10 protein-coding genes are annotated in these 13,416 nt (G+C 50.3%); 8 read left to right on the top strand and 2 right to left on the bottom strand.

Going from position 1 to position 13,416, the window contains the following annotated elements:
* Positions 1-27: 27 nt before the first annotated feature.
* From ABDW72_RS19055 to ABDW72_RS19045, 3 genes are all read left to right on the top strand, one after another.
* Positions 28-570 (top strand): hypothetical protein, encoded by a 543-nt coding sequence (locus tag ABDW72_RS19055; RefSeq protein ID WP_347160197.1) that lies wholly within the window; start codon positions 28-30, stop codon positions 568-570.
* A 57-nt stretch (positions 571-627) separates the two neighbouring features.
* Positions 628-1,842, top strand: a complete 1,215-nt coding sequence (locus ABDW72_RS19050) for an S-adenosylmethionine:tRNA ribosyltransferase-isomerase (RefSeq protein ID WP_347160196.1) — start codon at positions 628-630, stop codon at positions 1,840-1,842.
* 159 nt (positions 1,843-2,001) lie between these two features.
* Entirely contained in the window at positions 2,002-3,102 is a 1,101-nt protein-coding gene (locus tag ABDW72_RS19045) for a type I restriction endonuclease (protein ID WP_347160195.1), read from the top strand.
* A 77-nt stretch (positions 3,103-3,179) separates the two neighbouring features.
* Here the strand turns inward: ABDW72_RS19045 and ABDW72_RS19040 are convergent, their stop codons facing one another.
* On the bottom strand, positions 3,180-4,580 hold the full coding sequence (locus ABDW72_RS19040; protein ID WP_430438167.1) for a M20/M25/M40 family metallo-hydrolase: 1,401 nt from the start codon (positions 4,578-4,580) through the stop codon (positions 3,180-3,182).
* A 795-nt stretch (positions 4,581-5,375) separates the two neighbouring features.
* Positions 5,376-6,350, bottom strand: coding sequence for a DUF1028 domain-containing protein (locus ABDW72_RS19035; protein ID WP_347160194.1), 975 nt, complete (start codon positions 6,348-6,350; stop codon positions 5,376-5,378).
* Positions 6,351-6,611: 261 nt separating this feature from the next.
* Here ABDW72_RS19035 and ABDW72_RS19030 point away from each other — a divergent pair, with 261 nt between their 5' ends.
* The 5 genes from ABDW72_RS19030 to ABDW72_RS19010 all read left to right on the top strand — a co-directional run bounded on the left by ABDW72_RS19030 (position 6,612) and on the right by ABDW72_RS19010 (position 13,413).
* Positions 6,612-7,436, top strand: coding sequence for an NYN domain-containing protein (locus tag ABDW72_RS19030; protein WP_347160193.1), 825 nt, complete (start codon positions 6,612-6,614; stop codon positions 7,434-7,436).
* A gap of 312 nt (positions 7,437-7,748) precedes the next feature.
* Positions 7,749-8,393 carry an SGNH/GDSL hydrolase family protein gene (locus ABDW72_RS19025; RefSeq protein ID WP_347160192.1) on the top strand — a complete coding sequence of 215 codons (645 nt, stop codon included), beginning with the start codon at positions 7,749-7,751 and terminating at the stop codon, positions 8,391-8,393.
* A 311-nt stretch (positions 8,394-8,704) separates the two neighbouring features.
* On the top strand, positions 8,705-10,639 hold the full coding sequence (dnaK, locus tag ABDW72_RS19020) for a molecular chaperone DnaK (protein WP_347160191.1): 1,935 nt from the start codon (positions 8,705-8,707) through the stop codon (positions 10,637-10,639).
* Positions 10,640-10,893: 254 nt separating this feature from the next.
* On the top strand, positions 10,894-12,138 hold the full coding sequence (locus tag ABDW72_RS19015) for a porin family protein (RefSeq protein ID WP_347160190.1): 1,245 nt from the start codon (positions 10,894-10,896) through the stop codon (positions 12,136-12,138).
* Between the two features lie 420 nt (positions 12,139-12,558).
* Complete coding sequence (locus tag ABDW72_RS19010) at positions 12,559-13,413, top strand: ABC transporter permease (protein ID WP_347160189.1); 855 nt, start codon at positions 12,559-12,561, stop codon at positions 13,411-13,413.
* Positions 13,414-13,416: the final 3 nt, after the last annotated feature.

Genomic DNA, 13,416 nt, shown 5'->3' with positions numbered 1-13,416 from the left:
CAGCCTAATTGCTAAACCAACAAGCGCATGAGTGCCAGAAGTTTTGAATTACTGATCGAATCGGCTTACGCCCCGGAGCAGCCGCAGCTGTTTGAAGGCGGTCTGGCCACCGCGTACCAGCACCTGGAGCGGGCCTTGAAAGCATCCCGGGTGCCGGGTGCCAAATCGGCAGACGAGCTGGGCTATCGTTTTGAAATGGTGCGCCTTGGTGTTGCCCTTGCTTTTGTGCGGGCCTTTACGCGCCTTTCTGATAACGAGAAAAGCGTGGAGGCGCTAGCCGTGCTGCAGGAGGCACTGAAAGCCCGCAACACGAAAGAGATCGACAAGATCATCCAAAAGAAGATCGCCAGTTTCGACCACCTTTACCACGAGATATTCGTGAACGAGCAGCGGGAGCAGTTGCTTGCCCTGTTTGAACAAACGCTGGATGCTGGCACCAAAGAAGAGCTGGATGAACTCATTTTAGAAGGAGTAGAACTGCTGCAGGAGATCGACTGGGAAGCTGCTTCCCAACACGATGATGACGAAGAACTCCCCCCTCTGGACGAGGACTTTTTGAAAAGCCTGTAAAGTTTTCAACCCTTACCTCATAACGCTAAACGCTTCACTTCTCCCTCTCTGCTTAACATGTCTACGAACCCGAAAAAGCTGGCGATAAAGGATTTTGTTTACGAGCTGCCGGAAGCGCGCATTGCCAAATTTCCGCTGCCGGAGCGCGACCAGTCGAAACTGCTATACTACCACCAAGGCCGGATACAGGATCAGACCTTTACCAATCTGCCCGAGCTGCTGCCACCACATACCATGCTGGTATTTAACGATACTAAAGTGGTGCAGGCGCGGCTGCTGATGCAGAAAGAGACAGGAGGCGTCGTGGAGATATTTTGCCTGGAGCCGGTGGCTCCCTACCGCGAAGTACAACTGGCCATGCAGCAAACAGGTAATGCCGTCTGGAAGTGCCTTGTGGGCAATAACAAGCGCTGGAAAAACGGCGCTGTAAAGCTGTTCTTTGCGGGTGGCATGCTGTTGGCCGAGCGCCAGGCACAGCAGGAGGGCCATTTCCTGATCCGCTTTCGCTGGGAACCTGCCGAGCTGCCCTTTGCCGAGGTGCTGGAGCGCTGCGGCCGTCTGCCCCTGCCGCCTTACCTCAACCGCGACCTCACTCCTGACGATCATACCCGCTACCAGACGATTTATGCCGCCCAACAAGGAGCAGTAGCTGCTCCCACGGCTGGGCTGCACTTTACGGAGCGCGTGCTGGGAAAATTGCGCGAGCAAAGTATAACCACTGCTTACCTCACGCTGCACGTGGGCGCCGGCACGTTTAAACCGGTAAAAGCCGAAGTGATGGAGGCGCACGAAATGCATGCCGAGCAGCTTTACATCAGCAAGCTGCTGGTGCAGCGCCTGCTAACGCAACTGGGTCACCCGATCATACCGGTGGGCACGACAAGCATGCGTTCGCTGGAAAGTTTATACTGGCTTGGCACCAAAGTGCTGCAACAACCGGAACTGCCGTTGCAGGAGCTGACCGTAAGCCAGTGGCAGCCTTACGAAAGTATGGCCCCGCCTGCCGCCGCCGATGCCCTGCATGCGCTGCTGCAGTACATGGAGCGACACAGCACAAACTACCTGCACGCCAGCACGCAGATCATTATTGCGCCCGGCTATACCTTCCGCATTTGCAATGGCTTGGTTACTAACTTTCATCAGCCCGAAAGTACACTACTCCTGCTGGTATCGGCGCTGATTGGAGAAGACTGGCGTAAAGTATACCAGCACGCGCTAGCGAACGGCTACCGCTTCCTGAGTTATGGCGACAGCTCGCTGCTGCTGCCCTAAGCGCGCCAAACATTATCTACCACGACCTTGAAGCTATACTTTAACTATCTGACCTGTAATAAAATTAAAATTTAGATATAATTAGATAATTCAATACAAAGTCCATATATTACTATCCTTAAATTTTAAGCAACTTCAACAAACTTAATTTAAAGATTCATGGACTTTACTGATGTAATTAAAGCGTTGGGTGAAAAAGTGTCCCGCCTTAAAGACACTATCCAAACGGAAGAAGCTACAAAGATGGGCTTTGTCATGCCTTTTATTTCGGCGCTCGGCTATGATGTTTTCAACCCACAAGAAGTTTTGCCCGAATACATAGCCGATCTGGGCATAAAGAAAGGTGAAAAAGTAGACTTCTGTATTTTTAAGGAGCAAACCCCAATTATCATCATCGAGTGTAAGCACTGGAAGGAAGACTTAAACGTCCATAACTCGCAACTGCATCGGTATTTCCATGTAACGTCCACCCGCCTAGGCATACTGACCAACGGTATCATCTATAAATTTTATACCGATCTGGTAGAGCCTAACAAAATGGACGATAAGCCATTCTGGGAGTTTAACATTACAGAACTTAGCGAAGCCAACATTTTTGAGCTTAAGAAGTACCATGGTAATTCGTTTGATGTCGATAATATTCTGAGTGCTGCATCTGAATTAAAGTACTCCAGAGAGGTAAAGCGCATCATGTTAGAAGAACTGGCGAATCCAACGGAAGCTTTTGTGAAGCATTTCGGTAAGCAGATCCATACGGGTGTGATGACAGCAAAGGTTTTAGAGCAGTTTACCGGCCTCGTGAAAAAATCTCTGAACCAATTAATCAGTGATCTGATTAGCGAGCGCCTTAAAAATGCCTTGGCAACAGAGGCGGACAGGGGCAAGGGGGGTATACTTGAAAAAGTAGCTGAAGATGTAACTGTAACACCCGCTAAAGAGCCCGACGCCAAGATTGTAACGCATGAAATCGAAAAGGAAGCATTCTTTATCATCCGCTCCATATTAAGAACTAACATTGAGGCCTGCCGCATCTATTACCGTGATACACAATCCTACTTCGGCATTCTCTTGGATGATAACAACAGAAAACCGCTTTGCAGATTATACTTAGAAGGCACTAAAAAGCAAATTGGCCTCTTTGACAGCACTAAAAAGGAAATTAAATATGAATTGCTTTCACTAGATGACATCTATAAACATGCGGCCCAACTGTCAGCTACTCTAAGCTTGTATGAACCTAAGTTGGAGCAAGTAGTATAAAATAAAAAGCCAGCCTTACAGTAAGGCTGGCTTTTATACTTAAGTTAGATGTAAATACCTGTTCGACCGGGCAGCACCTATAATCCGTGCTGCGAGATGAGGTATACCAGTGAAGCGATAGCGGCGGAGCCCATCTGCATTTCGCGGCGGTTTACGTTCTCAAACACGTCTATCGGTGTATGGTGGTAATCGAAGTAGCGCTGCGAATCCGGCAGGTACCCGATCAACGTCACGTTGCCCTGCCCTTCCAGTGGTCCGATATCGGAGCCGCCATGGCCGTGCTCAAAGTCGTTGAGGCCATATGGGGCCAGCAGCGGCTGCCATACGGCCACACTTGCTAACTGCGCATCGCTGCCTTGCACGCCAAAGCCGCGGGGGGTAAAGCCACCGGCATCCGATTCAATCGCAGCCACATGTTTCTCATTCTTTTGCTTGGCTATTTCCGCATACCTGGTGCCGCCACGGAGGCCGTTCTCCTCGTTCATAAACATAACAGCGCGAATGGTGCGCTTTGGTTTAATGCCTAAGTCTTTTATCAGGCGCAGCACTTCCATCGACTGCACGATGCCGGTTCCATCGTCATGAGCGCCTTCTGCCAGGTCCCAGGAGTCAAGGTGGCCACCAACAACGATAATCTCGTCTGGCTTCTCAGAGCCTTTTATTTCCCCGATTACGTTGTAAGATTTCACATCTGGCAGCGTCTCGGAGGTCATGCGCATGTAAAACTTCAGGTTAGGGTCTTTCTGGAGTAGGCTGCTCAGCAGTTCAGCGCCGTTGGTACTAATGGCTGCTGCCGGAATCTTCTCAACACCTTCCTGGTAGTGCGTAGCGCCCGTGTGCGGCACATCCTGCAGTTCATTGGCCATAGAGCGAACAATCACGCCTACCGCACCCAGCTTAGCCGCTGCCACAGGGCCGCCGCCGCGTTGGTCTACCGCACCACTATAGGCTTCCATGGTATGCACCAGTTTGTTATCGAAAGGGCGGTTGAAGAAAACGATCCTGCCTTTTACGTTCTTTTTGCCCAGCTTCTCCAGTTCCTCAAAGTTATGCACCTCCACTACCTCGGCGCTCAGCCCCTGTTTGCCAGTGCCCACCGAACCACCAAGTGCCGTGATCGGCACATCTACTGCGCCTCGTTGTTTTGAATTAAAGATCTGGCCCACCTCTTTGTCGCCACGTACCCAGTGCGGCACCATGACTTCCTGCACATACACGCGGTCCAGGCCCATACTATCCATTACCTGGCGGCTCCACTCCACGGCAGCAGCGGCCTGCGGTGAGCCGGCCAGGCGTCCGCCAATCTTTTTGGTCAGGTAACGGAGATTATTATAGCTATCATAATTGGTCAGGGCATCGTCGTAGATCTTCCGGATGATGACAGAGTCGGCCGGTGGAGCTTGCTGCGCCATAGCTGGCATTGCAACCACCGCTGCCGCTGCCACCAGCAGGTTACGCACTTTAGGGTTCATTCGCATTTGAAAAAGAGTGTTTGGTTTTAAGGTATAGTTTAGCGCCTATAAGTTAGGGATTTTTGCGCAGGATGTACATGTTTAAACCTTGATGAAATGGAATGGCATCTGGAGGGGGGTAATTTAGGTTTGATTTCCTTTAGAGGAAGATAGAGGAAGATAGAGGAAGATAGAGGAAGATGCGGTTGCTGTAGCTATTCTTTCTGTTTGACAGCATCTGCTATTATGAGCAGTTTTATACTTATGGCTATAGTTGTACTTGGTAGCTGCCGTTCTTCCTCAGTTTTATACTTGTCCTGTTTCATGTTTAGCTTTGGTGCGCTCTTGCCCGCGAGGGCTCGTCCTGGGGGTGCAGGGGCCCCCGACAAGGGCATCGCGCGGTGGCGTGAACCTGCGCTTGCGCGCTGCCCTCCGGGCACCGGAACCCGCCAAGGCGCTCAACCCAAGGACAGGAATCTATTCGATAGCTCACGCTTATACTTGTGCTCAAGTATAAACTAGTATACTGGAAAGCATACAGGCGCGATTTTCCAGATTCGTGACTTGAGGCAGAATTGAAGTCTCCAACTTCACTGGCCCGAAGGGACAAAACTGCACCGCGAGCTAAGCTTCTGCTATACTATCTAAACTTCTCCAACAGCCGTAACTACAACGTTTATACTTCTCCAAAGCAGTTACAGGCTCCCCTCCTTAGTTAAGGAGGGGCAGGGGTGGTTGGCCCCGAAACTACCTCCTGCTGCAAAAAATAAAAGGCAGAAAGCTGCTTTGCTCTCTGCCTTTTATACTTAACTATCCATTCTTTTATTTCAGCTGTAGCAACTTTTCAAGGCTTTGTTTGCTCACAGTGAGTAGGCCTACTTCCGGGAGGCGGCTGGTGAGTTCACGCCAGTTGCTGTCTTTCTTGTACACGTCGCGCAGCAGCCTGGTAGCCTCTTCTACCTGCCCGTTGTTAGCCAGTGTAATTGCATGCCAGTACTTCATCTCCAGATTGTTGGGGAACATGGCTTCGGCGGCACCATACTCCTGCATGGCCTGCTGCATCTGCCCCTTCTCCACAGCCAGGTCGCCGTTATTCATGTGCTCGTAAGCGCGATACGTTTTCAGCAGGCGGGACAGTTCGTCGAGCGGGCGCTCGCTGTCATCTACCCGCAAATCGATGAGGCGGTCGTTCCAGGGTTCGGCGGAGGCCTGCCCTTTTACCACCACCAGCGCTGCCGACTGTCTGCCGCGAATGTCGCCACCAGCTTCCTGGCCGGCCTGCAGGGCCAGCAGCACGCGCTCGGCCAGCGGCTGTCCGTCGCTCTTCTCGAAAGCTTTGGCCATGGCGGGCCAAACTTTGTCAGTGAGCATCATATTTGCCTGCACCGAAAAGTTTTTGCCCGTAATGTCGCCGGCATAGCGAATGCAGTTCTTGCCGGTATGCGTGGCCACACGACCCTGAGCATCCAGTATCGCCACCTGCCGTACGTCGCGGCCTTCGTCATCCGCCAGCAGAATGGCCAATGCCTCTTCGGGTGTTTTGCCTGCTTTCAGCAGTGCCAGGCCGCGTGGCCCAAAAGATTTGTTGGTGAACGACTGTGTAGCCACTACGCCCACACCAGCTTCGGCCCAGGGCACAGCGGTACCCACTGAAAACCAATGGCTCTGCACCGCCACAGCCATTTCGCCGGTTTTCGGATCGCGGGCTACAATCGAGAAAGTATGGGCCAGGGGCTCGTCGGCCTTGTACACCTGTGCGCTGGCCGTACCCAGGGTGGCAACTATCAAACTGCTCATGACAAGGAGTATTGTTTTAATCTTTCGCATATAGTTCTTTAAAGAATATAAGCTGTGCTACCGGAGTGAATACGTACCAGGCAGCAGGGCAGCGGCTTGTTTACAGCTTTAAACAAATATAAGTTGTCCGCTTGCAATGGCCAAGTATAGACGTGAACAACCTCCTTTGAAAATTAAAGTATAAGAAAGTGTTTATATAGTGCTTACCTCTACCGGAAGCACCCCTGCAACCGGATTCAACCCTTATCGCATTATCCCAATATGAAAAATACCCCACGTGATAAAAAACTAGGCCGCATGGCCATGCTGATAGATGGCGACAATGCCCAACCAAGTCTAATCGTGAAGCTGCTAGCCGAAGCCGGCAAGTATGGCGCACCTACCATCCGCCGTATTTATGGCGATTGGACGACCCCGCAAATGAACGGCTGGAAAGACTGCCTGAACAACCACGCTATTCAGCCTATCCAGCAGTTCCGCTATACGGTAGGTAAAAATGCAACAGACAGCGCTTTGATCATCGATGCCATGGACCTGCTGCACTCAGAACTGGTGGATGGCTTCTGCATTGTTTCGTCTGACAGCGATTATACCCGTCTGGCTACCCGCATACGGGAAGGAGGCATTTTTGTGATGGGCATTGGCCAGCGCAAAACGCCGAAGCCGTTTGTGAATGCGTGTAACATCTTTATCTATACCGAAAACCTGACGGATGATATTGACGACCATAAGATTGAAGCAACCGAGAAGACCACTGAAAACAGCAGCGGAACGTCACATCGGCCTAACCCGCTGCCACTGCTTAAAGAAGCCTTTACAATGTCGGCTGATGAAGACGGCTGGGCGCACTTGGGCACCATGGGCACCAACCTGCGCCAGCTAGATCCTAGTTTCGATCCGCGCACCTTTGGCTATGGCCAGTTATCGCAGCTCATTAAAGCGCATAAAGACCTATTCACCATTCGGCAGGAAGACGACAAAGGCCCTTCAGCCGTTTATGTGAAGCGCAAGAGCAACCGCCGCAGCAATAGTACCAAAACGAGACAGCCAAAAGCAGCTATAGTGAAGGAAGCACCTAAAGTATAGGTATCTTAAGAAGAATCTGGCACCCTGCCGATGGCCCGTTATCACTTTACGGTGAGCCACCGGCAGAGCCTTTTATACCTGCTCATCAAAGTCAACTTACTGCCGGCACATGTGCTGGCAAGAGCAGGAGCCGGTTACTTGAAAAATTTTGCATCACTTTAACGGCTGCGCACCTACCATGTGGCAATCCGAAACAGCAGCCCAACAGTATATGGCTGAAAGAACCACCTTATGATATCGAAGCTCATCTTTTATACTTTTGTTATCTTCGCTGCTTTTACACTGGCTTGCTGCCAAAAACAAACAGCTGTTATGCCCAATACCTCTGCTCCTGCTCCCACTACTGGCACTGCCAATAAATATACTTATTTAGCTCTTGGCGACTCCTATACCATTGGGGAAAGCGTGCCGGAAGCAGACCAATGGGGCATGCAACTGGCAGCGCTGCTCCGGGAGAAAGGTGTGCCGGTAAGCAACCCTACCACCATTGCCCGTACCGGCTGGACTACTTCGGAACTGGCTGATGCGATTCGTGCTGCCAATCCGGCTGCTACTTATAACTTGGTATCGCTGCTGGTCGGTGTGAACAACCAGTACCGCGGCCAGTCAGTTGAAACGTACCGGACTGAATTTAAAGAGCTGCTGCAAACAGCCACCAGACTCGCAAAAGGCAATCCGGCGCATGTTATGGTGCTGTCCATTCCCGATTGGGGCGTCACTCCGTTTGCCAGCGGCCGCGACCGCCAACAGATTGCGCAGGAAATCGATGCCTTTAATGCTGTAGCTAAAGTAGAAGCCGAACATGCCGGCATTCCTTTCGTGGATATCACTCCGCTTACCCGCACCTTCGGAACCGATGCGACCTACCTGGCCAGCGACGGCCTGCACTACTCCGGTAAAATGCACGGGGAATGGGCGCTTTTGGCCTTGCCGGTGGCCCAGCATATCCTTCCATAGCGTTTCTTTATAAGCTGTACAGTTGATCTTTAAAGTATAAAAGTGACCTGCTATGCGGGCCACATTTTATACTTCGCCGGTTTATTTCGCAACCCCTCTTTTGCTCTGACAGTAAAAACATACGCGTACGATAGGTAAATATGTCGTGTCTGTAACAGGTGTGTTCGCCTGCGTACGTCAAAAACGTACCTAAACATTGCAGATGTGACATATTGACATAAAAGCAAGCCTTATCCCGCCTTGGCACATGGCTTGTTATACTAGAGTCATCAACATAAAATTGAATCAGAAACTATAAATAAAACTATAGAATGGGAAAAATAATAGGTATTGACTTAGGTACTACCAACTCCTGCGTTGCCGTAATGGAAGGCAACGAGCCTGTGGTAATACCAAACAGCGAAGGTCGCCGCACCACGCCCTCGATTGTCGCTTTTTTAGATAACGGCAATGGCGAGCGCAAAGTAGGTGACCCGGCCAAGCGCCAGGCGATCACAAACCCGCAGAACACTATCGCATCGATCAAGCGTTTTATGGGCCACAGCTACAACGAGGTAAACGCAGAAGCGAACCACGTATCGTATAAAGTGGTACAGGGTGGCAATAACACCGTACGTGTAAAGATCGGCGACCGTGAATATACGCCACAGGAGATTTCAGCGATGATCCTTCAGAAAATGAAGGCGACTGCTGAAGATTACCTGGGCACGACTGTTACAGAAGCGGTGATCACGGTGCCCGCATACTTCAACGATGCACAGCGCCAGGCCACCAAAGAAGCCGGCCAGATTGCTGGCTTGGAAGTAAAGCGTATCATTAACGAGCCGACAGCAGCAGCGCTTGCTTACGGTTTGGATAAAAAACATAAAGATCAGAAGATCGCTGTATTCGACTTAGGTGGCGGTACATTCGATATTTCTATCCTGGAACTGGGCGACGGTGTATTTGAGGTACTCTCTACCAACGGTGATACCCACCTGGGTGGTGACGACTTTGACCAGGTGATTATTAACTGGTTGGCCGACGAGTTTAAGAATGACGAAGGTTTAGACCTGCGCAAAGACCCGATGGCCCTGCAGCGCTTAAAAGAAGCCGCTGAGAAAGCCAAGATTGAGCTCTCTTCTTCAAACGAAACAGAGATCAACCTGCCCTATATTATGCCGGTAGATGGCGTGCCGAAACACCTGGTGCGTAAACTGACCCGCGCTAAGTTCGAGCAGCTTTCCGATAGCCTGATCCGCCGCTCAATGGAGCCATGCAAGCAGGCCCTGAAAGATGCAGGCCTTTCTACTTCCGACATCGACGAAGTGATTCTGGTGGGTGGTTCTACCCGTATTCCACGCGTGCAGGAAGAAGTAGAGAAGTTCTTCGGCAAGAAGCCTTCTAAAGGTGTGAACCCGGATGAGGTAGTAGCTATTGGTGCTGCGATACAGGGTGGTGTACTGACTGGTGAAGTAAAAGACGTACTGCTGCTGGACGTAACTCCGCTGTCGCTGGGTATCGAGACCATGGGTGGTGTAATGACCAAACTGATCGAATCCAACACAACGATTCCGACCAAGAAGTCAGAAACTTTCTCTACTGCTTCGGATAACCAGCCATCTGTAGAGATCCACGTGCTGCAGGGCGAGCGCCCGATGGCCCGCGATAACCGTACGATCGGCCGCTTCCACCTGTCTGATATTCCGCCAGCACCACGCGGTGTGCCACAGATCGAGGTAATCTTCGACATCGACGCCAACGGTATCCTGCACGTAACAGCAAAGGATAAAGCGACTGGTAAAGAGCAGAAGATCCGTATTGAAGCTTCTTCCGGCTTAACAGAGCAGGAAATCGAGAAAATGCGCCAGGAAGCTGAAGCCAACGCCGAATCTGATAAGCGCGCGAAGGAAGAGATCGAGAAGCTGAATGCCGCTGATTCCATGATCTTCCAGACTGAAAAGCAGCTGAAAGAGTATGGCGACAAGCTTTCCGGAGGCAACAAGTCGAACATCGAGAATGCATTGGGTGAATTGAAAACTGCCCATGGCGCGAAAGACATCGCTGGTATCGACAGAGCCATCGAAAACCTGAACAACGCGTGGAGTGCCGCCTCTCAGGAGATGTATAACGCCACAGATGGCCAGGGAGCAGCTCCAGGCGCTGACGGCCAGGGATCTAATGGACAAGCCGGTGGACCACAAGGCGCTACTGCCGACGGTGGTGTAACGGATGTAGACTACGAAGAAGTAGACGGCAACAAATAAGTTGCTCTAAGTATACCAAGTATAAAACTCCCCTGCTGCGGTTGCGGCAGGGGAGTTTTGTTTTTAAGCTGCGGCAAACACAGCAAAGTGTTTATTATTCCGGTACACACTGGCAGCCCTGGTGCTTAGAAGTTTCATTTAAACGGATAAGTCAAAGGAAACACGGGTGGTTTTGACTGGCCGCCTTTTATATATAATAATAAATATGTATATAGAGCTGATTATCAAAACAGACGAACTAACCTTACAGTTAAATGAAACAGCTTTATCTTACCTTTATTTTATTGCTTATCTCTTTTACTTGCACCTATGCGCAGCAGGACTTCAGGCCGGGGTATGTGGTGATGAACGGCGACACCATAAACGGCCTGGTTGATTACAGGGGCATGGCGCACAGTGCACAGCGGGCAGATTTCAAACAGAACGAAAACAGTGCCACGCAAACCTTTTCTCCCGCAGCTATACAGGCGTTTGGTTTCAAGCAGGAGCACAAGCTGTATGAATCCGTTCAGCTACCCGCTCTTTCCGGAAGTGCCAAACCCCAGCAGCTGTTCCTGCTGGTGGTAGCCAAAGGCAAAGCAAGCATTTACCTCTACCGTGATTCCTTCCACAAGGACCACTACTATTTAGCAAAAGACAACGGGCCTTTAACTGAACTGCTGATAGACGAGTATAGCCAGCAGGACCCGCAAACCGGCAAGAGCTACAACGTAGAGGACAAAAAGTATAAAACGGAATTGCTGCATGCCTTCAGTGACTGCCCGGGTATTACGCCCAAACAGGTAAACAGTGTCAGCTTATCTGAGCGGTCGCTTGCTAGTGTGGCACAAAAGTACAACGAGTGTTTTGGGGAGGTTATACTTGCACCGCAGGAGCAGAAGGTAACTACCAGGTTTGGGGCCATGCTCTACTATACCAACTCCACCCTGACATTTGTCGGCCAAAATTACCTGGATGGGAGCACTTTTAACGAAAGCTCCGCTTCTAAGCCTGGAGCCGGCATTTCAATGAACGTCACCTCTCCCAACCTAAACGAAAAGCTATCGCTGCAGCTTGACCTGCTGTATGATCCGGAAAAATTCTCTTTGCTCATTACCGGAGATGAAAACCTTAGCCGTAGCTATACTTATCATGTAGACTTTGATCTGGTTTATTTAAAGCTTCCTGCTCAGATCCGGTATACTTACCCGCGCGGAAAACTACGCCCTTTTGTAAATGCCGGCGCTTTGATGGGATATTTAATTCGTGATAAGCAGAAAGCTTTAATCAGAAGCACATCCGGAAGTACTACCTCGACAGAACAGGGCGAAGCCATCAGTAACGACGGGCTCCGGAAGTATACCACCGGCTTAACTGCCGGGGCAGGCTTATCCTACACGCTTTACAACCATCCCCTGTCGTTGGAAGCTCGATATGAAAAAACAGACGGTTTATCTGAGCTAACGTATTTAAAATCGAGAATGAAAACCATTTACTTTCTCTTGAACTATAGCTTTTGATACCACTTAGTACAATGTTCAGGTTCTCCTACAATGCCCGCAAAACAGCTCGCAGCGAGCACTGAAGTTGAAGCACAAGCACAACCCCTATACTATAGCGCTTCCCTAGCCGTTTAAGATAACAGTAGCAGACCATGTTCAGGCGCTTCGTCTCCTAGGAAAAAAACATCATAATTTTCCGTTAAAAACCATAACTTTTTAGTAAAAGATAGGTAAAAGCCTATATACAATTCAGAGCGCCTGTTCATACTTGTGGGCAGGCGGCTACCGGAAATGTACGGAGAACCAGGTGAAACAAAGTTGCTGGTTTTACGTCCTTGTTTAGCTATCAACAAAACGCAGCGAAACTGATCATCTTAAAAGCAGTTTTACTGTACAATCATAGAATCCATCAGACCAAACAACCTGTATAACCAAAGTATGCCAGAAAGCAAAAAAGTGTGGGATTGGGAAATTACAAGTAAAACAAGTTACTGGGGGTGGAGCGCAAAGGAACTATGGTCGTACCGCCACCTGCTAGGCAGCCTTGTGCGCCGCGATTTTTTGCTGAACTACCAGCAGACCGTGCTGGGCCCGGTTTGGATCTTGCTTCAGCCGCTTATGACGCTGGTCACCTACGTGATTGTGTTTGGCCGGCTGGTAGGCGTTTCGACAGGCTCACTGCCGCCGGTGCTGTTTTACTTCTCGGGTATTGTGCTCTGGAACTTCTTCAGCGACAGCTTTAGTGGTACTTCCAACACTTTCCGCGATAATGCACAGGTGTTCAGCAAAGTATACTTTCCGCGGTTAGTTGTGCCCATGGCTGTAACCAGCACACAGTTCTTCCGGTTTTCTATTCAGTTTACCATGTTACTGATTCTGATCGCCTATTACTGCATCTTTCGGGGCCTGGTAGTCCCTTTCTCTATGCGGACGTTGGCTTTCCCTTTTGCAGTAGCCTGCATTGCTGGTACAGGCCTGGGCCTGGGGCTTTTCTTTTCTGTGATCACAGCTAAGTATCGCGACATTGGCGGGTTTGTCAGCCTGGGCATTCGCCTGCTTATGTATATGACGCCGGTTATTTACCCCTTAAAATCGCTGCCAAAAGACTGGAGTTGGCTGGTGCAGCTAAACCCGCTCACCCCTCTTTTCGAATTGTCGCGGTTGGCGCTGCTGGGCGAAGGGACTGTTACAATCTGGCAGTTGTGCTATAGCCTGGCCTTTATGCTGGTAACGCTATCCGGGGCAATGCTCCTCTTTAACAAACAAGGCGACAAACTGATTGACGTAGTGTAGTAG

This window comes from Pontibacter chitinilyticus, assembly GCF_039748935.1.
Lineage (GTDB): Bacteria > Bacteroidota > Bacteroidia > Cytophagales > Hymenobacteraceae > Pontibacter > Pontibacter chitinilyticus.
This window is presented reverse-complemented; position numbering and strand designations above follow the sequence as displayed.

Coding starts and splice junctions, on each gene's coding strand:
- dnaK (WP_347160191.1), top strand. CDS start 8,705: ATGGGAAAAATAATAGGTATTGACTTAGGTACTACCAACTCCTGCGTT.
- ABDW72_RS19050 (WP_347160196.1), top strand. CDS start 628: ATGTCTACGAACCCGAAAAAGCTGGCGATAAAGGATTTTGTTTACGAG.
- ABDW72_RS19015 (WP_347160190.1), top strand. CDS start 10,894: ATGAAACAGCTTTATCTTACCTTTATTTTATTGCTTATCTCTTTTACT.
- ABDW72_RS19035 (WP_347160194.1), bottom strand. CDS start 6,350: ATGAGCAGTTTGATAGTTGCCACCCTGGGTACGGCCAGCGCACAGGTG.
- ABDW72_RS19030 (WP_347160193.1), top strand. CDS start 6,612: ATGAAAAATACCCCACGTGATAAAAAACTAGGCCGCATGGCCATGCTG.
- ABDW72_RS19010 (WP_347160189.1), top strand. CDS start 12,559: ATGCCAGAAAGCAAAAAAGTGTGGGATTGGGAAATTACAAGTAAAACA.
- ABDW72_RS19040 (WP_430438167.1), bottom strand. CDS start 4,580: ATGCGAATGAACCCTAAAGTGCGTAACCTGCTGGTGGCAGCGGCAGCG.
- ABDW72_RS19055 (WP_347160197.1), top strand. CDS start 28: ATGAGTGCCAGAAGTTTTGAATTACTGATCGAATCGGCTTACGCCCCG.
- ABDW72_RS19025 (WP_347160192.1), top strand. CDS start 7,749: ATGCCCAATACCTCTGCTCCTGCTCCCACTACTGGCACTGCCAATAAA.
- ABDW72_RS19045 (WP_347160195.1), top strand. CDS start 2,002: ATGGACTTTACTGATGTAATTAAAGCGTTGGGTGAAAAAGTGTCCCGC.